Source organism: Actinosynnema pretiosum (assembly GCF_002354875.1).
Classification (GTDB): Bacteria; Actinomycetota; Actinomycetes; order Mycobacteriales; family Pseudonocardiaceae; genus Actinosynnema; species Actinosynnema auranticum.
On sequence record NZ_CP023445.1, the window covers coordinates 4647290 to 4665511 of the forward strand.

Annotated in this window: 20 protein-coding genes; 11 read left to right on the plus strand and 9 right to left on the minus strand. The window is 76.3% G+C overall.

What is annotated here, in order from left to right:
• Nucleotides 1-296 precede the first annotated feature (296 nt).
• Complete coding sequence (locus CNX65_RS19825) at nucleotides 297-1241, minus strand: helix-turn-helix transcriptional regulator (protein WP_096495089.1); 945 nt, start codon at nucleotides 1239-1241, stop codon at nucleotides 297-299.
• 194 nt (nucleotides 1242-1435) lie between these two features.
• Between CNX65_RS19825 and CNX65_RS19830 the strand changes: the two genes are divergently transcribed.
• The 5 genes from CNX65_RS19830 to CNX65_RS19850 all read left to right on the plus strand — a co-directional run bounded on the left by CNX65_RS19830 (nucleotide 1436) and on the right by CNX65_RS19850 (nucleotide 5038).
• Nucleotides 1436-1900 (plus strand): hypothetical protein, encoded by a 465-nt coding sequence (locus CNX65_RS19830; RefSeq protein WP_096495090.1) that lies wholly within the window; start codon nucleotides 1436-1438, stop codon nucleotides 1898-1900.
• A gap of 341 nt (nucleotides 1901-2241) precedes the next feature.
• Nucleotides 2242-3288: an NAD(P)-dependent alcohol dehydrogenase gene (locus tag CNX65_RS19835; protein ID WP_096495091.1), complete on the plus strand. Its 1047-nt coding sequence runs from the start codon at nucleotides 2242-2244 to the stop codon at nucleotides 3286-3288.
• Nucleotides 3289-3383: 95 nt separating this feature from the next.
• Entirely contained in the window at nucleotides 3384-3599 is a 216-nt protein-coding gene (locus CNX65_RS19840; RefSeq protein ID WP_096495092.1) for a hypothetical protein, read from the plus strand.
• Nucleotides 3596-3889 carry a hypothetical protein gene (locus tag CNX65_RS19845; RefSeq protein WP_096495093.1) on the plus strand — a complete coding sequence of 98 codons (294 nt, stop codon included), beginning with the start codon at nucleotides 3596-3598 and terminating at the stop codon, nucleotides 3887-3889. The genes CNX65_RS19840 and CNX65_RS19845 overlap by 4 nt, the downstream gene beginning before the upstream one ends.
• 45 nt (nucleotides 3890-3934) lie before the next feature.
• The gene (locus CNX65_RS19850; protein WP_096495094.1) at nucleotides 3935-5038 is read left to right on the plus strand and encodes a DUF4419 domain-containing protein; all 1104 of its coding nucleotides are present in this window, start codon (nucleotides 3935-3937) and stop codon (nucleotides 5036-5038) included.
• Nucleotides 5039-5206: 168 nt separating this feature from the next.
• Here the strand turns inward: CNX65_RS19850 and CNX65_RS36285 are convergent, their stop codons facing one another.
• Nucleotides 5207-5629 (minus strand): SPW repeat domain-containing protein, encoded by a 423-nt coding sequence (locus CNX65_RS36285; protein ID WP_096495095.1) that lies wholly within the window; start codon nucleotides 5627-5629, stop codon nucleotides 5207-5209.
• A gap of 267 nt (nucleotides 5630-5896) precedes the next feature.
• Here CNX65_RS36285 and CNX65_RS36290 point away from each other — a divergent pair, with 267 nt between their 5' ends.
• Complete coding sequence (locus tag CNX65_RS36290; protein ID WP_096495096.1) at nucleotides 5897-7270, plus strand: hypothetical protein; 1374 nt, start codon at nucleotides 5897-5899, stop codon at nucleotides 7268-7270.
• A 41-nt stretch (nucleotides 7271-7311) separates the two neighbouring features.
• Here CNX65_RS36290 and CNX65_RS19865 read toward each other — a convergent pair whose 3' ends face one another.
• The 4 genes from CNX65_RS19865 to CNX65_RS19880 all read right to left on the minus strand — a co-directional run bounded on the left by CNX65_RS19865 (nucleotide 7312) and on the right by CNX65_RS19880 (nucleotide 10195).
• Nucleotides 7312-7653, minus strand: a complete 342-nt coding sequence (locus CNX65_RS19865; RefSeq protein WP_157767740.1) for a helix-turn-helix domain-containing protein — start codon at nucleotides 7651-7653, stop codon at nucleotides 7312-7314.
• A 147-nt stretch (nucleotides 7654-7800) separates the two neighbouring features.
• Entirely contained in the window at nucleotides 7801-8373 is a 573-nt protein-coding gene (locus CNX65_RS19870) for an HD domain-containing protein (protein WP_096495098.1), read from the minus strand.
• Between the two features lie 89 nt (nucleotides 8374-8462).
• Nucleotides 8463-9944, minus strand: a complete 1482-nt coding sequence (locus CNX65_RS19875; protein ID WP_198320517.1) for an outer membrane protein assembly factor BamB family protein — start codon at nucleotides 9942-9944, stop codon at nucleotides 8463-8465.
• Complete coding sequence (locus CNX65_RS19880) at nucleotides 9941-10195, minus strand: hypothetical protein (protein ID WP_096495100.1); 255 nt, start codon at nucleotides 10193-10195, stop codon at nucleotides 9941-9943. Before CNX65_RS19880 ends, CNX65_RS19875 begins: the two co-directional genes overlap by 4 nt.
• Before the next feature lie 41 nt (nucleotides 10196-10236).
• Between CNX65_RS19880 and CNX65_RS19885 the strand changes: the two genes are divergently transcribed.
• The gene (locus CNX65_RS19885) at nucleotides 10237-11487 is read left to right on the plus strand and encodes an FAD-dependent monooxygenase (RefSeq protein WP_096495101.1); all 1251 of its coding nucleotides are present in this window, start codon (nucleotides 10237-10239) and stop codon (nucleotides 11485-11487) included.
• Here the strand turns inward: CNX65_RS19885 and CNX65_RS19890 are convergent.
• A complete protein-coding gene (locus tag CNX65_RS19890) occupies nucleotides 11484-13001 on the minus strand; it encodes an ABC transporter substrate-binding protein (RefSeq protein WP_232519919.1) in 1518 nt (505 codons plus the stop codon). The two genes, CNX65_RS19885 and CNX65_RS19890, sit on opposite strands and share 4 nt — an antisense overlap.
• Nucleotides 13002-13517: 516 nt before the next feature.
• The gene (gene lexA, locus CNX65_RS19895; RefSeq protein WP_096495102.1) at nucleotides 13518-14177 is read right to left on the minus strand and encodes a transcriptional repressor LexA; all 660 of its coding nucleotides are present in this window, start codon (nucleotides 14175-14177) and stop codon (nucleotides 13518-13520) included.
• A gap of 119 nt (nucleotides 14178-14296) precedes the next feature.
• Here lexA and CNX65_RS19900 point away from each other — a divergent pair, with 119 nt between their 5' ends.
• The 3 genes from CNX65_RS19900 to CNX65_RS19910 all read left to right on the plus strand — a co-directional run bounded on the left by CNX65_RS19900 (nucleotide 14297) and on the right by CNX65_RS19910 (nucleotide 16163).
• Nucleotides 14297-14908, plus strand: coding sequence for a TetR/AcrR family transcriptional regulator (locus CNX65_RS19900; RefSeq protein ID WP_096495103.1), 612 nt, complete (start codon nucleotides 14297-14299; stop codon nucleotides 14906-14908).
• 113 nt (nucleotides 14909-15021) lie between these two features.
• A complete protein-coding gene (locus tag CNX65_RS19905) occupies nucleotides 15022-15756 on the plus strand; it encodes an SDR family NAD(P)-dependent oxidoreductase (protein WP_096495104.1) in 735 nt (244 codons plus the stop codon).
• Nucleotides 15757-15869: 113 nt separating this feature from the next.
• Nucleotides 15870-16163, plus strand: a complete 294-nt coding sequence (locus CNX65_RS19910; protein ID WP_096495105.1) for a zinc-ribbon domain-containing protein — start codon at nucleotides 15870-15872, stop codon at nucleotides 16161-16163.
• Nucleotides 16164-16297: 134 nt separating this feature from the next.
• On the opposite strand, the gene CNX65_RS19915 is transcribed toward CNX65_RS19910, so the two are convergent.
• Nucleotides 16298-17497 carry an MFS transporter gene (locus CNX65_RS19915; protein ID WP_096495106.1) on the minus strand — a complete coding sequence of 400 codons (1200 nt, stop codon included), beginning with the start codon at nucleotides 17495-17497 and terminating at the stop codon, nucleotides 16298-16300.
• A gap of 70 nt (nucleotides 17498-17567) precedes the next feature.
• Between CNX65_RS19915 and CNX65_RS19920 the strand changes: the two genes are divergently transcribed.
• Nucleotides 17568-18191, plus strand: coding sequence for a TetR/AcrR family transcriptional regulator (locus CNX65_RS19920; RefSeq protein ID WP_096495107.1), 624 nt, complete (start codon nucleotides 17568-17570; stop codon nucleotides 18189-18191).
• The last annotated feature ends 31 nt before the right edge of the window (nucleotides 18192-18222 follow it).

The window sequence follows — 18222 nt, forward strand, 5'->3', positions numbered from 1 at the left end:
GCCCCGGTCCCCGCCGTCCACCAGCCCGCCGACCCGGAAGCGCGCGGCGGCACGGTGTTCGCCCGGCTGTGGATCGCGGGACCGCTGCCGGCGGGCGCGGCGCCGGCCCTGCTCGCCGCGCTCCCACCCCTCCCCACCGGCGCGGGCACCGCCGCCGCGTGGGTCGGGGCGGCCGGTTTCCAGCTCACCTGGTCGGGTGAGCTGCTGTCTTCGCGATCGTTGCGTGGGGCGCGGGCGCGCTGGTCGGCGCCGCGGCGCTGTCCCGCCGCTGATCCGCGCAGGACACGCCGGGCAGGTCAGGCCGGGCTGTCGCGCCTGCCCACCTGGTCGGCGTCGTCCACCTGCTCGACCTCGGCGCAGTCCTCGGCCGCCGCCTCCGCCTCGCGGGCCGCGCCGAGCATGTCCAGCAGCACCAGCGCGTCGTGCTCGGGCGAGCCCGGTTCGGCGAAGTACACCACGAGCTTCTGGTCGGGCGCGCCGTCGAGGGACATCATCTGGTAGCCGAGGTGGACCTCCCCGACGTCGGGGTGCCGGAACACCTTGCGCCCGTTCGACACCTTCCGCCGCACGTCGTAGCGCTCCCACAGCCGCGCGAACTCCGGGCTCTTGACCAGCAGCTCGCCGAGCAGCCGGGCCAGGTCGGGCGCGTCCGGGTCGGTGCCCGCGAGCGCCCGCAGCCCGGCGACGCACCCGCTGATGAACCGGTCGCGCTCCGGCAGGACCTCGCGGGCCGCGGGGTGCAGCAGCAGGTAGCGCACGAGGTTGCGCTGCTTGGCGGGCCAGTCGTCGATGCCCGCGAACAGCCGCGCCCCGCCGGGGTTGGCGGCGAGGACGTCGTCGACCCGGTTGAGCACGTACGCCGGGTTGGGCCGCAGCGACTGGAGGATCAGCTTCACGCCGGGGCGCACAGAGCGGCTGGGCGCCCTGGTGGGCGCGCCCGTGCTGCGGGCGGCGCGCTCGACCAGCTCGCGCAGGTGGGTGACCTCGTCGGGGACCAGCTTGAGCGCGCGGGCGAGCGCGTCCACCACTGCCGGGCTGGGCCTGCGCTCGCGACCGCGCTCAAGCCGGGTGTAGTAGTCGATGCTGATGCCCGCCAGCGCGGCCAGCTCCTCCCGCCGCAGCCCCGGCGTGCGGCGGAGCCCCGGCCCGGCGACCAGCCCGACCTCCTCGGGCCCGATCTGGGCCCGACGCGCCCGCAGGTACCGCCCCAGCTCCGTCCCGCCCTGCCGCTCGTCCACCATGCCTCGGATTGTCCCCCGGCCGGTGCGGGCGCGTGCCACTCCTGGGGGGCCGTGTCACACCCCGGCACCGCCACACCCCGGCACCGGGACCCGTGCGAGGGCGTCGCGCTCTGCTGCTCCTGCCGCGAGCCTGTGGTGGCCGGGACAGTTCCCGCGGGGACCGGTCGGGGGCAGGCGCAGGCAGGATGGCCGCCGTGGCGCGCGGAACCAGCCCGTCCGGCACCGCGCCCCGGTCGCGCGGCATCGCGGGCGCGGCGCTGCCGCTCCACATGACGATGATCGCCGCCTCCCCGTGGCGGCTGGTCGACACCGGGGAAGGCGGTCCTGCGCTCGGGCCTGCCGGGACCGGAGCCGCCGCGGCGCTCTCGCTCGCGCTGGTGGGTGGCGTCGGCCCCGTTCCGGCGCCGGGGCTGCCGGACGCGGGCGTGGCGATGCTCGCGCCCACCCTGCTCCGCCAGGGCAGGCAGGCCCGGGCGAGGATCGTCGCCCTGGCCGAGGTCGGCGTCCCCCTGACCGGAACGGTGCTGGTCAAGTTCGCCGCGCTGGGCGTGCTCGCCCTCGCCGGGGCCCTGGTGCTGCCGCGCGGGGGCGCCGTGCCGCTGTTCACCGCCGCCCCGGCCCTGCCCGCTGCCGCAGGCCGCCCTGAGCGCAGGCGGTGACCTGCGGGCCGTCCGGGTGAAAGAACCCGCCGGTGGCGGGCCCCTGACCTGCCGGGACCGGCCCGGTGCGCTCGTCGGCGGGGCGGTCCCGGAGCCGGGGGGAGTTTCACCCCGTTCCTCAGGTCAAACCTCCCAGAGGGGGTGCGCCACTCCCCCGCACCGTGCGGCCTGCCACGCGCGGGCGCACGGTGACAGCGTGGCGGCAACGGCGGGGTGTTCGCGTGGGACGTCCCACGCGGACGGCCGGGAGGCATCCCGGCGGGCACCCTGCGACGCGCCACCGGGTGCGGGCACCCCCGCCCGCGCCCGAACGAGACGTGAACGACCGGTACTGGAGAGACGTGCTCACCGTCAACGCATACGCAGCCCCGTCCGCGACCGAACCGCTGGTCCCGACCACGTTCGAGCGCCGCGACGTGGGGCCGCGAGACGTGCTCATCGACATCAAGTACTGCGGCATCTGCCACTCCGACATCCACACCGTGCGCGGCGAGTGGGGCGGGATCGAGTACCCGCTGGCGCCCGGCCACGAGATCGCGGGCATCGTCACCGAGGTCGGCTCCGAGGTGACCAGGCACGCCGTCGGCGACCGGGTCGGCGTCGGCTGCATGGTCAACTCCTGCCGCGAGTGCGTGAACTGCCTCAAGGGCGAGGAGCAGTACTGCGTCCAGGGCAACATCGGGACGTACAACGCCACCGACCGCGACGGCACCACCACCCAGGGCGGGTACACCAGCGCCGTGGTGGTGGACGAGGACTTCGTGCTGCGCATCCCGGAGGGCGTGGACCTGGCCGCCGCCGCGCCGCTGCTGTGCGCGGGCATCACCACCTACTCGCCGCTGCGCCACTGGGGCGTCGGCGAGGGCAAGAAGGTCGCCGTGGTCGGCCTCGGCGGGCTGGGCCACATGGGCGTGAAGCTGGCGCACGCGATGGGCGCGGAGGTCACCGTGCTGTCGCAGTCGCTCAAGAAGCAGGAGGACGGGCTGCGCCTGGGCGCGGACCACTACTACGCGACCTCCGACCCGGAGACCTTCACGGAGCTGGCGGGCCGGTTCGACCTGGTCCTGAACACGGTCAGCGCGAAGATCGACGTGAACGCCTACCTGAAGCTGCTGGCCGTGGGCGGCGCGCTGGTGAACGTGGGCGCGCCGCCGGAGCCGCTGGAGGTCAACGTCTTCACGCTGCTGAACAACCGCAGCAGCTTCGCGGGCTCGATGATCGGCGGCATCGCGGAGACGCAGGAGATGCTGGACTTCTGCGCCGAGCGCGGCATCGGCGCGGAGGTCGAGGTGATCCCGGCCAGCAAGATCAACGAGGCGTACGAGCGGGTCATGAACTCCGACGTGCGCTACCGGTTCGTGATCGACAACTCCACGCTGGCGGGCTGACCGGCCCGCTCCGCCAACCGGCCGCACGGGCGCGAAACCCGTGCGGCCGGTGGCGTTTCGGGGTACCCCGGAGCTCCGAGGAACGGGGGTGCCGGGTGGAGCGGCGGATCGCGCTGGTCGCGGCTGTGGCCGTGGTGGTCGTGGTGGGGCTGCTGGCGGCTCGGGTGGGGCTGTCGCCGGCCTGGCGGTCGGCGGCGGCCGAGCGGCCCGACCTGCCGGTGCTGCTGGTGGCGCTGGCGGTCGTGCTGGCCGGGGTCGGGGTGCTGGTCGCGCTGTCGCGGCGGGCGAGGCGGCGGCGGGAGCCGCGGTGAGCGAGCGCGCGAAGCGGGTGGCGACCGCGCTGGCCGGGGTGCTGGCCGCGCTGGTCGCGGCCAGGGCGCTGCTGCGGACGGGGTCGCGGGTGGGGGCGTGGTCGCCGGACGGGGTGGCCGACGTGCTCGACGTGGCGCTGTCGGCCGGGGTGGTCGGGGTGGCGCTGGCCACGGGTGTCGTGGCGCTGCTGGGGTTCCGGCGCGGGCCGGGGTCCGGGCGGGTCGCGGGCGGGCTGCTGCTGGGCGCGGTGGCGCTGGGAGTGGTCGGGGCGCTGGTGCTGGCGGGCTGAGGCAAACCGGGGGCGCGTGGCAACGTTGCGCACTACCGTCGGGACATGCCAACGTTCGCCGTCGACGACGTGGTCCCCGCCGTCGAACCGCTGCCCACCACCAGGCTCGGCAGCCTGTTCCCGGACGCGCTCGCGCTCGGCGGCGACCCCGAACTCGCGGTGCTGGAGCCGAGCGGCGTCCACCCGCTGCTGCGCGCCACCGCGCCGGCGTTCGCCGGGCACCGGCCGCTGGTCCTGTCGCCGGACGCCGTCTGGTTGACCATCGCGGCGGGCCTGGCGCAGCACGTCCGGTTGAACGCCGAGCCCCTGCGGTCCGAGCTGGTCGCGCACCGGGGGCGGCGCGACCTGACCGCGGTGACGACGAGCTGGCCCGAGACCGCCGGGCAGTGGGCGGCGCTGGTCGACGGGTTCACCGCGCTGATCGGCGAGGGCGCCGCCGACGCCGGGCTGTTCGAGTGCGACTTCTCCACCAGCACCGAGGTCGACCGCGTCGCGGGTCGGATCGTGCTGCTGGACGCGCACTCGCCGCACTTCGCGCTGCGGTTCGTCTCGGTCTGCGGCATCCCGGAGATCACGCTCACCGGCACGCCCGACGACTGGTGGCGGATCCGGGAGCGGGTCGAGGAGCTGCCGCGCTTCGGGCTGGAGCGGTGGGCGGCGTCGCTGGGGCCGATCCTGGAGCAGTTCACGCGCGCCTCGGAGGGGGACGTGGACGTCGCGTTCTGGCGGCGCGTCCACAAGCCCGCCGAGGCCTACGACGGCGAGATCGTCACCGGCTGGATCGCCCGCTTCTACCCGCACCTCAAGGGCGACGGCGCCTTCGACCGGCCGAACCCGCTGCTGGAGCTGCCGCTCACCGGGAAGCGCGAGCGCGGGCAGCAGGTCCCGGTGGGCATCACCGCGGACGAGGCGCCCGCCGCGCTGTCCTCGGTGCGGGTCACCGGGATCGGGCTCGACGGGACCGCGCCCGACGGGGCCGGGCGGGCGTTCGCGCTGCGCGCCGGGCTGGTCGCGGTCGCCCAGGACGCGGACGGCGCGCTGCGGCCGGTCTCCGGCTGGCACCTGGAGGCGGCCGACCGCGACGACTCGCGCGCGGCGCCGTCCCAGGCGCTGGACGGCGCGGTCCCGAACGGGAGACCGCTGCCGTGACGGGGGGCGCGGCTCACGGGGCCGAGCGCCCGGCGCGGTTACCCGGCGGCGTGGAAGCGCTGGGGCGACGGGCTTTCCCGCGCCCCACCCGGTCCCACGCCGTGACGCGGACCACTGGCTCGATCAAGCCACCCCACCCGGTGTGCCTTGCGCCACAACAAGAACCGCTCAGCGGCGGCGGCGCCGCATCGCGAGCACCGCCCCCACGCCGACCGCGAGCAGCGCCGCGCCGGAGACGGCGTGGTTGAGCAGCGCGCGGGCCGGGTCGAGCTTCTCGTGGTAGCCCAGCACCAGCGGGCACACCACGACCCACGCGCCCAGCAGCGCCAGCACGTGGCCGAACCAGGGGGTGTCGGCCGGGGCCATCATGCCCCCCAGCGCGACGACCAGCACGACCGCGCCGACCACCACCGCGTTGTTCCACCCGCCGAGACGGGTGGAGGTGACGCCGAAGCCGAGCAGGAACGGCGAGGTGATCAACCACAGACCGAGGCCGAACGCGGCCACGGCGAACTTGGCCCCCAGCGGGGCCGACGCGTGCTCGGGCGTCGGCACGGCTGCGGGCAGGGGGATGGACCCGATGGGTTCCACGAACAGCTCCTTGCGAGGTGGGGACCTGGCGGCCTGGGGGAGGGGGAGAGCGCGAAGGCCCGCCAGAGTCCACTGTGTACCAGCAGGACCGCCCAGGACGGGGCCGAATGACGCAGTCGTCAGCGAACCGCAAGACGGCGGTCCCACTCGGCCGCCCGGAGCAGTGCACGGGGCTTGGCGGAGGGGTGGCGCATGGGCCGTCCCGCTGGTGGGGGTCCCGTCCGCTGTGCACGCTGGCGTGGACGGCACGGCGCGGGGAGGGACGTGATGGCCCGGCGAAACGAGGCGCTGCTGCGCTGGTTCCGCCAGACCGGGTGGACGCAGCGCGAACTGGCGCGCGCGGTGACCCGGCTCGGCCAGGCGCGGGGCTGCAACGTGGCCCCGGACAGCTCGCGGGTGCGGCGGTGGTTGGAGGGCGAGCGGCCGAGGCAGCCGGTGCCCGAACTGCTCGCCGCGCTGTTCAGCGAGCGGCTGGGCAGGCCCGTCGGCCCGGAGGACCTCGGTCTCGGGTCGGGCGCGCCGCCCGGCTCCGAGCTGGGGTGGGACCAGCGGGGGCTGGTCACCGCGCTGCAGGACTTCACCAGGAGCGATCTGATGATCAAACGCAGGGACGTCCTCGGCGCCACCGCGGCGCTGGCCACGGGCACGGTGCTGGAGGACCGGTTGCGCGGGTGGCTCGACCCGGTGCGGGCGCACGCCTCGCCCGCGGCGTCCGCGGGGCGGATCGGGACGGCGGAGATCGCCGAGATCGAGGCGGCGACCCGGACGTTCTGGACGTGGGACGCGAAGGTCGGCGGCGGGCTGTACCGGGAGGCCGTCGTGGGGCAGCTCAAGGCCATGACGGACCTGCTGGAGCACGCCTACCCGGAGCAGATCGGCAGGCGGCTGTTCCGGTCCACGGCGGACCTGGCGCGGCTGGCCGGGTGGATGTCGCACGACGTGGGCCTGCAGGGCACGGCGCAGCGGTACTTCACGTTCGCGCTGCACTGCGCGAAGCGGGCCGGTGACCAGCGGCTCGGGGTCGAGGTGCTGTCGCGGATGGCCAGGCAGATGGTGCACGTGGGCAAGCCGCGCGAGGCGCTGTCGCTGGTGGCGCTGGCCCGGCGCGGGGCGGGCGGGCGGATCGCCGAGGCGGAGCAGGCGATGCTGGGCACCTGCGAGGCGTGGGCGTGGGCCGCGCTCGGCGACGCGGGCCGGGTGGACCGGGCGGTCGGGGAGGCGCAGGAGCGCTTCTCGCGGGCCGTGGCCGGGGACGCGCCGTCGTGGCTGGGGTACTTCGACCAGGCCGGGCTGTCCGGGATGGCCGGGTTGTCCTACCGCACGCTCGCCGAGGGCGACCCCGGCCTGGCCGGGCGGGCGGAGCCGCACATCGACGCCGCGCTGCGGCTGCGCAACCGGGACACCTACGCGCGGTCGAACCTGTTCGACCTGATCTCGCTGCTGGGCGTGCGGATCGTGCAGGGCGAGCACGCGGAGGCGGAGCGGATGGTGCGGCGGGTGCTGCCGGTCACCGGCCGGATCAGCTCGACGCGGACGGTGGACCGGATCAGGCCGCTGGCGCGGCGGGCCCGCGCGGACGCGGCGCGCTCGGCGGACGCGGCCCGGCTCGCCGAGTCGCTGGACGGGCTGCTGGCGGTGTGAGCCCCGGCGGGCGGCGCCCGGTCCCGCGCCGCCCGCCGGGGTCAGCGGCGGGCCCACCGGCTCGCCCCGGTGCGGGCGGGCCTGCTCGCGGCGATCCGGTCCCTGGCGGCCAGCCACACCTCCCGGCCGCGCTCGGCGACGCCGCACGCGTCGGTGAACCGCTCCACGAACTCCCTGCTGGGCAGGCGGTTCCCGGCCAGCACCTCGGAGATCGTGGTCTTGGAGAACGGCACGCCGTCGCGGGGCGGTCCGGCGCGCCCGGCGAGCTTGCGCAGCGACACCTCCCCGGCCTCGGCGCGCAGGCGCCGCAGGTGCGCGGCGAACTCCCGGACGGTGGACGCGGCGCTCGGGTCGGTGCGACCGGCGTTCTCCCGCTGTGGCACGGCGCTCTCCGGGGAGATGTGGGCGAAGTCCTGCGGAACGCCAGCAGCATAGGGTCGGGCGCGGGCTCCACGGCCGCAGTGCTGCGGCCCCGGACCCCGGTGCCCGGTTTCTCCCGGAACGGGAAAAACCATTGCGGCGCAATGGTTTCACCAGTGGTCGGGGTCCCGTCTCCCGGCGGCGGCGAGGCGCGCCAGCCGCCGCTCGACGCGGTCGGCGACCGCGAGGAGCCGGGGCGCGCGCACCGGGTGCGCGAGGGCGTTGGGCGAGCCGGGGCCGTGCCGCCGGAGCACCTCGGCCAGCCGGTCGGGCACGCTCACGCGGCGGCCGGTGGGCCCGGTGGTCTGGTCGGCGTGGGTGAGGGCGTCGGCGACCGGGCCGTCCTCGCGCGGGTAGCGGGCCAGCTCGTCCTCCAGCCCGAGCACCCCGGAGACCAGGCTCGCGCCGGAGTGGTGCGCGACCAGCCCGACCAGCCGCCGGGGCCAGCCGCCGCGCTCCAGGAACCGGGCGCCGTCGAGCGGGTGGAAACCGCTGTCGCGCACCGGTTCCGCGTACCCGACGTCGTGCAGCCAGGCCGCGCAGACCAGCAGCTCCCGGTCGTCCTCCGGCACGGTCGCCGCCAGTTCGGCCGCGCGCCACGCCACCCCCCGCACGTGCGCCCACCGGTCCCCGCCCGGGAACCGGCCCGCCACCGCCCGCGCCCGATCGACATCGATGATCACCGTCCACGTGTCGGCCGCCGGACCACCGCCGGGGTTGCGCGCGGGTCACCGCCGGGCGAACTCCCGGCCAACACCCGGTTCCGCCCCGCTCACGGGGCCAGGCCGACCACCGCGCCCGTCGACCCCTTCCCGGCCAGCACCACAGCCCCCGGCGCGGGCACGAGGAGCACGCCCGGTCCCCCGCCGACGTCCAGGGCGGTCTCGGTGGTCGCGCCGTCCCAGGACTGCGCCAGCAGCGCCACCCCGCCGTCGCGCTCGCACACCCGCAGGTAGGTCGCGGCGGTGGTGGCGTCCGGCCCCCGGCGCAGGCAGCGCGCGACGGGCAGCGGCCGGAGCCCGCCGCTCGGGTCGACGGCGGCCCGCTCCCGCACCTCGGGCCCGTCCTCGACCTCGGCGAGCGGCGTCGCCCCGACGTCCACCCGCACCCACCGGCTCGGGTCCACCCGGAGCAGCTCGCGCCCGTCCGCGCCGCCCAGCACGACGTCGCCGCCGTCGCCGACGCCCTCGACGCGCACCCGGACCACGGACCCGTCCGGCGAGCCGAACAGCTGGACCACCGGCCCGTACCCGTCGCCGGTCACGACCGGGGCCTCGTGCCGCCACCGCACCGCGCCGCCGTCCTCGTCCAGCGCGACCACCCCGGCGGTGCCCGCGCAGGCCAGCGGCGCGAGCACCACCCCGTCGCCGGGCACCACGCGCGCGTAGTCGGACCGGCAGCCGTCGCCGGGCGAGAAGCGCCAGCGCTCCGCGCCGGTGGTCAGGTCGTAGGCGGTCAGCCCGTGGTCCTCGCGGATCGCGAGCACCCGCCGACCGGGGCGGACCTGGTCGGTCTCGACCAGGACGGAGCGCACCACCCGGTCGAACCGCGCGGCGCCGGTGACGGCGTCGAGCACGACGACGAGCTGGGAGCGGGTGTCGCGCAGCGAGCGGAAGGTGATGACCGCGGTGCGCTGGTCGGGTGAGACGAGCAGCGCGCCGACGGCGGCGCCGGGCCGGGCGTAGCGCCAGCGCCGCTCGCCGGTGGCGCCGTCGAGGCCGGTGACGGCGCCGTCGGAGGTGGCGACCACGACCCCGTGCCCGGCGGCGGCGACGTCCACGACGGGCGCGGTCGGCCGCCACCGCCAGCGCCGCTCCCCCGGCCGCTCGGCGACGGCGGCGGGCCCACCCCCGGCGACGGCCGTGCCCGCCGAGGTGGCGAGGGCGTCGACGGCGGTCGGGGCCACCAGCGCGGCCCCGACCACGAGCGCGGCGCAGGCGACCCCGAGCACCGAGGGTCGCCAGGAGCGCGCCCACCACACCCCGGCCGCGACGGCCAGCGCGCCCACGGCCAGCACCGGCCACCCCGGACCGGGCAGCCCGCTCCGCACGTCGGCCACCAGCCCGACCCCGGCGAGCACCAGCCCGAGCAGGGCCACCACCGGCGCGGCCACCCGGACCCGGCGACCGCTCCCGAACGCCGACAGCGCCCCGAGCACGACCGCCGCCGAACCCCCGGCGAGGTCGAGCCCGGCGCTCCCGGCCGCACCTGCGGGCAGGAACGGCGCGACGACCGCGCACACCCCACCCGTCACCACCGCGTAGCGCCCCACACCACTGCGACGGCGCGGCGGGCCGGGACGTTCCCCGTGCGGCCCAGCACGACCGGCGGCCGAACGGGGAACCAGCGCGGGACGACGGCCGCGCCGGGAACGACGGCCGCGCCGGTGACGGCGCCCCGACCCGCGCCGGGCTCGGGCCCGACCAGGTCCCCGCGGCTCCCGGTCCTGGCCGGGGCGCGTTCCGGCGCGGCGCCCCGCAGCGGCAGGCCCGCCCGTCGTGCCACCCCTCCCCCGCGGCGATACGTTGCGGTCAGGGAGGTGCGCCATGGCCGAGCGGACCGGTGTCGTGGTCGTCGGGGGTGGGCCCGGCGGGGTCCTGCTGGCCTACCTGCTGGCCCGCGCGGGCCTGCGGGTGGTGCTCCTGGAGGGCCGCAAGGACTTCGACCGCCGGTTCCGGGGCGACAGCGTCGCGCCCCCGGTGCTCGACTACCTGCACCGCTTCGGGCTCGCCGAGGAGCTGCTGTCCACCATCCCGCACGGGCGGGCCACGACGTTCGAGTGGTGGACCCCCGACAAGCGCTACACCATCGCCGACTACCGGGGCAGCAGCCCGCGCTTCCCCTACTACGCGCTGATCCCGCAGGCCCGCTTCCTGCCGTTCCTGGTCGGGAAGGCCCGGCGGCACACCGGTTTCCGGGTCGAGATGGGCGCCCGCTTCACCGCCCTGCTGCACGACGGCGCGGGCCGCGTCGACGGCGTCCGCTACCGGCGGGACGGGCGGGAGCACGAGCTGCGGGCCGACCTGGTGGTGGGCGCGGACGGCCGGAACTCCAAGGTGCTGCTGGAGTCCGACCTCACCCCGACCGAGCTGGCCTCGAACATCGACATCTGCTGGTTCGCCGTGCCCCGGCTCCCGGACGACCCGAGCGGCGCCGGGCAGCTGGCCCTGATCACCGAGCCGGGCGCGGTGGTCGGGCTGCTCGGGCAGGGCGACACCTGGCAGATCGGCTTCACCCTGCCCGCCGGCCGGTTCGGCGAGGTCAGGGCGGCGGGCGTGGAACCGCTGAGGGACCTGGTGCGGCGGCGGACGCCGTGGTTGGGCGAGCGGGTGGCGGAGCTGCGCGACCCCAACCAGCTGACCCTGCTGCCGATCCGGATCACCGAGGTGGACCGGTGGTCCAGACCGGGTCTGCTGCTGATCGGGGACGCCGCGCACGTCATCTCCCCGGTGGGCGGCAACGGGATCAACTTCGCCATGATCGACGCGGCCGAGGCGGCGAACCTCCTGGTGGGGCCGCTGCGCGGGGGTGACGCCGAGGCGATCGACGTGGCCGCGAGCCAGCTCCAGCGCATCCGGGGGCCACGGGTCGCGGGTGAGCAGCGGATGCAGGTGCGGGTCGAGCGCGGGGTGGCCAGGAGGTTGGCCGAGCGCAGTCCCGGCGCCCCGCTGCCGATCCGGCTCCAGGGCGGCGTTCCCGGACTGGCCCGGTTCAGCGCCCGCAGGTCCCTGCGCGCGCTGCACGTCCCGCCGCCGTCACCGGACGTCCTCGGCCCCGGTCCGTCCACAGTGGACTAGGCCGACAGCCAGGCCCGGTCGAACCTGGCCCACGCGTCGCTGTCCGGCCGCGCCGCCGCGACCCCGCGCACCGCCGCCGTCGTGCCCACGACCGCGTCCGCGTGCCCCCACACCAGCACCGCGCCCCGCTCGTGCCGCACCCGCTGCACCTCCCGGTACAGCTCCCCGCGCGTCGCCGAGTCCACTGTGGACCTGGCCTGCTCCAGCGCCAGGTCGTGCTCCGCGTCCCGCCACCCCGTCGCGGCCCGCTCCTCGGCCGACTCCAGGTGGCCGGGGACCGTCGTCGGCTCGGCCCAGCAGCTCCACAGGCCGTCGCCCGCCGCGCGCTCGGCCGCGTAGGTCGCCTCGGGCCGCACGTCCACGGCCACCTGGACGCCGCCCTCGCGCAGCTGCCCCGCGTACAGCTCGGCCGCCTCCAGCACCCCCGGCAGCGCGGTGGTGCGCAGGGTGACCGCCAGCCCCTCGGCGCCCGCGCCGCGCAGCAGCTCCCACGCCGCGTCCACGTCCCGCAGGCGCTGCGGCAGGTCGCCCGCGTAGTGCTGGGCCCCCTTGCCGAACAGGTCGTTGCCCACCTCGCCCCGCCCGCCGAGCACCCGGCCGACCAGCGCGGTCCGGTCGGCCAGCAGGCGGAACGCCGCCCGCACGGCGGGATCGTCGAACGGGGCCCGGTCGGCGCGCATCAGGAAGCCGTGCGCGGTGCCGCCCCGCGCGGTGAGCGCGCGCAGCGACGACCCGGCCGCGTCGACGAACGCCGGGCTCAACCCGTGCGCGTACTCGGCCGCGCCCTCCCGCAGCGCCCGCACGCGCGCGGCCTCGTCGCCCGCCGTCAGCACGTGCAGCTCGGACAGGTGCGGGGCGCCGTCCCAGTGGTCGGCGAACGGGCGCGCCACCAGCGCCCGCCCCGGTTCGAACGCGGCCAGCGCGAACGGCCCGGTGCCCACGGCCTTCGCCGGGTCGGCGTAGTCGGCCGGGACGACCGCCGCGCCCGCCGCCGCGAGCAGCGCGGGCAGTTCGGCGGTGGGGGCGGTCAGCGCCAGCTCCACCGTGGTGGCGTCGGCGGCCCGGCTGTTGGCCAGGTCCAGCGCCGCGAGCGCGGACCGCGCCACCCGCCCCCGCGCGTTCGCGTCGGTGACGCGGGCCAGGGTGGCGAGCACGTCGTCCGGGGTGAGCACCCGCCCGTCGTGGAACGACGCCTCGCGCAGGGTGAAGCGCCACACCGTCGCGTCGGCGTTGGACTCCCACCGCTTGGCGAGCCTGGGCACCGGCCGCAGCTCCTCGTCCAGCTCGACCAGCTTGTCGAACAGCGCCTTGTGCCGCGCCCGGTCCAGCGCCGCCCTGGGGGCGTGCGGGTCCAGGGTCTCGCCCGCGCCCGCGCCGGGGAACAGGGCGCGCAGCAGCCCGCCCCCGGCGGCCTGGCCGTCGGGCGCGACCTCCTCGGCCGACGCCGTGCACCCGGCGAGGGCGGCGCCACCCGCGAGCGCCAGGAAACCACGACGGGTCATGGTGGTGCGCAACGGAAGAACCTCCGGGCGGAACGTCGGTGGCCGGTTCCCGGCGTGATCGACAGTACTGGTCCCCCCAGCCCTGCCCGCGTCGGCGGGTGGGAACCCCGCGGCCCCCCTCCCCGGACCACCTTGGCGCTGCGCGCGGGCACGGGGCAAGCGGTTTCCGAGCGGCGGGAAACCGCCGGTCACGGCGCTCGGAGCAGCCCGGTGCGCCCTTCGGCGCAGACGCGCGGCGGAGCCGGTCGCGCGACCTGCGCGGCGGGCGGACGGGTGCGGGAAGCGGAGCACGCGAACGGCCCAGGCGGGTGATCGGGGGACCTGGCAGGCGGGGAGCGGTCAGCAGGACGCGGTTGGCGAGGGCCTCGGCAGCGGGCCCCGGTCGACGAGCCCCGGTCGACGGCCAGCGGGCAGCGGCCGACAGGCAGCGGCCGACGGGCAGCGGGCAACCGAAAGCAGTCAGCCGGGGGCGGTCGGCGGCACCCGGTCGGCGGGCACCATCGCCGGGCCCGGTCGGCGGGAATCCGGTCAGACGCTGCGGATGATCGAGACCACGACCCCGAGGATGGCCGCCCCGTCGCCGTTGATGTCCGCGTAGGCCTTGTTCCTCGGCTCCAGCACCACGTGCCCGCCCCGCCGCCGGTAGACCTTCACAGTCGCCTCGTCGTCGATCATCGCCGCGACGATCTGCCCAGAGTGCGCCTCGTGCTGCTGCCGCACCACCACGATGTCCCCGTCGCAGATGGCCGCGTCGACCATCGAGTCGCCGCGCACCCGCAGCGCGAACACCGTGCCCCGGCCGGTCAGGTCGCGGGAGAGGGTGAGGACGTCGTCCACGTGCTCCTCGGCCGCGATGGGCGCGCCCGCCGCGATGTGGCCGACCACCGGCACGGCCACCGCGTCGCCGGACTCGGCGCGTCGCTCGGGGCGCAGGAACAGCCGCACGTCGACCGGCCGGGACACCGACGCGCCGCGCCGCAGGAACCCGTGCTCCTCCAGCGCGGCCAGGTGCCGGGAGACCGACGAGGTGGAGCGCAGGCCGACCGCGTCGCCGATCTCGCGGGTGCTGGGCGCGTAGCCGTGCCGCCGGACCGAGTCCTGGATGACCTCCAGGATGCGCCGCTGCCGCTCGGGGAGCACCGAGGTGTCGAGGTGGTCGAGGTCGTCGGAGTCGTCGCGCGCGGTCACCCGTCGGATCTTAGGGGCCGCACCCGCCGCGACCCGGCACGTGGGCGGTCGCGGCCGTGTCGCGCGGCGCGGTCCGACGAGGTTCCCGGCCGTTCGGGCAGCGCTATACGCTGCGACGCATGGCCCGCCCCCGCAAGTTCGTCGAGCACGAGGTCGTCAGCAGCGCGAGCGAGGTGTTCGCCGCGAACGGCCTCGCCGCGACGACGCTGGACGACCTGGTGCGGGCGACCGGGCTGGGCAAGCAGAGCCTGTACAACGCGTTCGGCGGGAAGAAGGAGCTGTTCCTGCGCGCCCTGTCGGAGGACCGCGCGGAGGCGGCGCGGGCCGTGTCGGAGGCGCTCGGGCACGGCGACGCGTCCCCGGTGGAGCGCATCCGGGGGCACATGCTCGGGCTGGCGATCGAGTTCAGCCGGGGGGACAGCCGGGTCTCGCTCACCACGCGGGCGCTCGTCGAGTCGTCCGGTGAGCCGGACCAGCTCTCCGAGGTGACGAAGGAGGGCGTCGAGCAGCTCGCCGGGATCTACGCGGGGTGCCTGGAGCACGCGCGGGAGAACGGCGACCTCCCGGCGGACGCGGACGTGGACTCGCTGGCCGTGTACTTCGTGGCCGTCACCAAGGGGATGGAGCTGCTCGGCCGCGCCGGTGTCGGCCGCGCCGCGCTGACGGCGGTCGCGCTCGACTCGCTCCGCGCGCTCGGCGACCGGCCCGCGACGGACCCCACCTCCGCCTGACCCCGCGGGTGCCCCCGGTGTGGCACCGGGCACAACACGCTCCCAGTTATTGACCAGGCAGACAAAAACCGGTGTTATTGACCACCTAGTCAATAACACCGGTTGGAGTCGCCATGAACGTTCTCGAGGACAAGGTCGCGGTCGTGACCGGGGCGAACGCGGGCATCGGCCTGGCGATCGCGCGGGCCTACCACGCCGAGGGCGCGCGGGTCTTCGTCACCGGCCGCCGCCAGGCCCAGCTCGACGCGGTCGAGGCCGAGCTGGGTCCGAGGGTGACCGGGATCCGCTGCGACGTCGGCGACCTGGCCGACCTCGACGCGCTCTACGCGGCGGTCGCGGAGCGGGCGGGGCGGATCGACGTGCTCGTCGCCAACGCCGGGATCGGGATCACCGCCCCGCTGGGCGAGATCACCGAGGAGCAGTTCGACGCCATGTTCACCACCAACGTCAAGGGCTCGCTGTTCACCGTGCAGAAGGCGCTGCCGCTGCTGGCCCCCGGCGCGTCGATCATCTTCACCGGGTCGTCGGCCGCCACCCGCCCGCAGCCGTACCTGCCGGTGTACGGGGCGACCAAGGCCGCGATCCGCAACCTGGTCCGGGGCTTCGCCCACGGCGCGGGGGCGGGCGGGTACCGGGTCAACGTGCTCTCCCCCGGCGGCACCCGCACCCAGGGCCTGATCGACCTGGTCCCGGCCGCCGAGCTGGACGCGGCGGGGGCGACGATCCCGCTCGGCAGGCTGGCCGAGCCCGAGGAGATCGCGGCGGCGGCGGTCTTCCTGGCCTCGGACGCCTCCAGCTACGTCAACGGAGCCGAGCTGGCGGTCGACGGCGGGGCCGCCCAGATCTGACGGCCGCCGGGAACACCTCCCCCGGCACGCGGGAATTCCGGCGAATCGCACTGGACAGCGGCTGTCCAAGTGGGACACTGTGGGCCGCTTTTTCACATCACCGGGGGTATCGGATGGTCATCTGGGGTTGGCGCACGAAGGCGTTCCTGCTGGGGATGGTGACGCTGCTGTGCTCGCGGTGCGGGAACCCGGCGGCCCAGGCCGTGCACAAGCTGGTCACCAAGTTCACGCTGTTCTTCATCCCGCTGTTCCCGGTGCGGATCAAGCGCGTCGTGCAGTGCACGTTCTGCGGCGCGGAGGGCAAGCTGACCAAGGAGCAGGCCGAGCAGCTGATCGCGCAGGGCGCCGGTCAGCCGCCCGCGCAGCCGCATCCCGCGCAGCAGCCGCAGCACCCCGGTTACTTCTGAGCGGGAACACCGCCCAGGAGGCGAAGAACCCCTCCTCCCCCGAACCGGACTTCCTCCCGGCGCGGCGGAGAAGGGGTTCTCCCGTTCCGGGGTTCTCCCACTCTGGGGTCCTCCCGGTCAGGCGTTCCTCCCGGTCAGGCGTTCGCGCGCTCCTGCTTGAGCACGCCCGCGAGCAGCACGACCAGCGCGCCCGCGATCGGCACGACCACCAGCCCCAGGCGCAGGCTCGACGCGTCCGCGATGAGCCCGACGACCGGCGGGGACAGCAGGAAGCCCAGGCGCATCAGCCAGGACACCACGGTCAGCCCGGTGCCCGGCCGCAGCCCCGGCAGCTCGTCCGCCTCGTGCATCGCGGCGGGCACCAGCGTGGCGATGCCCAGGCCCGCCGCCGCGAAGCCCACGACGGTGCCGGGCACGGTCGGCAGGGCGAGCGCGAGCCCGAAGCCGACCGCGACGACGATCCCGCCCGCCCTGGCCACGGTGCGCTGGCCGAACCGGTCGACCAGCCGGTCGCCGCTGATCCGGCCGATGAACTGGGTGCCCACGAGCGCGATGTAGCCGGAGGCGGCGAGCGCGGCGGGCGCGCCGAGCCCGCCGAGGTAGATGGCGGCCCACGAGTTGCCCGCGTCCTCCACGAGGGTGCCCGCCGTGGCGATGAGCACGAGCGCGGCGAGCACCGGCACGACCCGGCCCGCCGAGGCGAACCGACCCGCGCCCCCGGCGGCGGCGGGTTCGGGCTGCTCCGCGTCCTCCGGGCCGGGCAGGCTGAACCGCAGGGCGACCAGCGCCACGACGGCCAGCAGCGCGACCGCGCCGATCAGGTGCGGCGCCCGGTCGATCCCGAGCGCGATCGCGCCCGCCGACATGGCCCCGCCGGTGACCGCGCCGATGGACCAGACGGCGTGGAAGGAGTTGATGATGGAGCGGCCGTAGCGGCGCTGCACGCGCAGGCCGTGCGCGTTCTGGGCCACGTCGGTGATCGAGTCCATCGCGCCCGCGACGAACCCGGCCGCGGCGAACACCAGCGTGACCGGGGCCAGGCCCGCCGCGATGACGCCGAGGCCGGCGAGCGCGGTGCTCACGACGGCGACCCTGGCCGAGCCGAACCGGCGCACCAGCACGCCCGCGGCGAGCCCGGCCACGATCGCGCCCGCCGGGAACGCGGCGACGGCGAGGCCGTAGGCGGAGTTGCCCATGCCCAGCTCGGCCTTGATCTCCGGGTAGCGCGGGATGAGGTTGGCGATCAGGGCCCCGTTGGTGAAGAACATCGCGGCCACGGCGGCGCGGGCCCGGACGTCCTCCCGAGCGGGGCGGACATCGGTGTCAGCTGGCATGGGCACGTTCTTACCCGCCAGTGGTACGTTTGTACACTGCGCTCGGCTAACGATTTCCGGGGAGGCGGGCGTGGACGAGGACGACGCGGGGACCGGCGCCCCGGCACCCGCGCGGGGACCGGGTTCGCGCAGGCCCGACCCCGGCAGGCGGGACCGGATCATCGACGCCTGCCTGGACGTGATCGCCGAGGTCGGGGTGGACGGGGCCTCGCACCGGGGCATCGCCGCCGCGGCCGGGGTGCCGCTGGGGTCGATGACCTACCACTTCGACGGGATGCGGCAACTGCTGCGCGAGGCGTTCGGCCGGTTCGCGGGCGCCGTGGCCGCCGGGTTCGAGGCGCGCATGGCCGCCGCCGCGGACGCCGACGAGGCCGCCGCGGCGGTCGTGGAGATCATCACCGTGGACACCCTGAGCACCCAGCGGGACCTGGTGCTCACGCACGAGCTGTACACCCTGGCCGCGCGCGACCCGGAGTGCCGGGACATCACCAACGCGTGGATGGCGGCCAGCAGGCGCGCGCTGGAGCGGCACTTCGACCCGCTCACGGCCAGGCTGCTCGACGCCCTGATCGAGGGGATGTCCATCCACCGCGCGCTGGACACCGAGCCGCACGACCGGGCCGCCGCCGTGGCCGCCGTCGAGCGGATCACCGGGCGGACCGGTGGACGCGCTGCCGGACGGGTCGCCGGGTAGGCCACCCGGCGGCGCGTCGGGCGCGCCTAAC

Coding starts and splice junctions, on each gene's coding strand:
- CNX65_RS19825 (WP_096495089.1), bottom strand. CDS start 1,241: ATGGTGGACGAGCGGCAGGGCGGGACGGAGCTGGGGCGGTACCTGCGG.
- CNX65_RS19850 (WP_096495094.1), top strand. CDS start 3,935: ATGCCAACGTTCGCCGTCGACGACGTGGTCCCCGCCGTCGAACCGCTG.
- CNX65_RS36290 (WP_096495096.1), top strand. CDS start 5,897: ATGGCCCGGCGAAACGAGGCGCTGCTGCGCTGGTTCCGCCAGACCGGG.
- CNX65_RS19885 (WP_096495101.1), top strand. CDS start 10,237: ATGGCCGAGCGGACCGGTGTCGTGGTCGTCGGGGGTGGGCCCGGCGGG.
- CNX65_RS19900 (WP_096495103.1), top strand. CDS start 14,297: ATGGCCCGCCCCCGCAAGTTCGTCGAGCACGAGGTCGTCAGCAGCGCG.
- CNX65_RS19905 (WP_096495104.1), top strand. CDS start 15,022: ATGAACGTTCTCGAGGACAAGGTCGCGGTCGTGACCGGGGCGAACGCG.
- CNX65_RS19910 (WP_096495105.1), top strand. CDS start 15,870: ATGGTCATCTGGGGTTGGCGCACGAAGGCGTTCCTGCTGGGGATGGTG.
- CNX65_RS19915 (WP_096495106.1), bottom strand. CDS start 17,497: ATGCCAGCTGACACCGATGTCCGCCCCGCTCGGGAGGACGTCCGGGCC.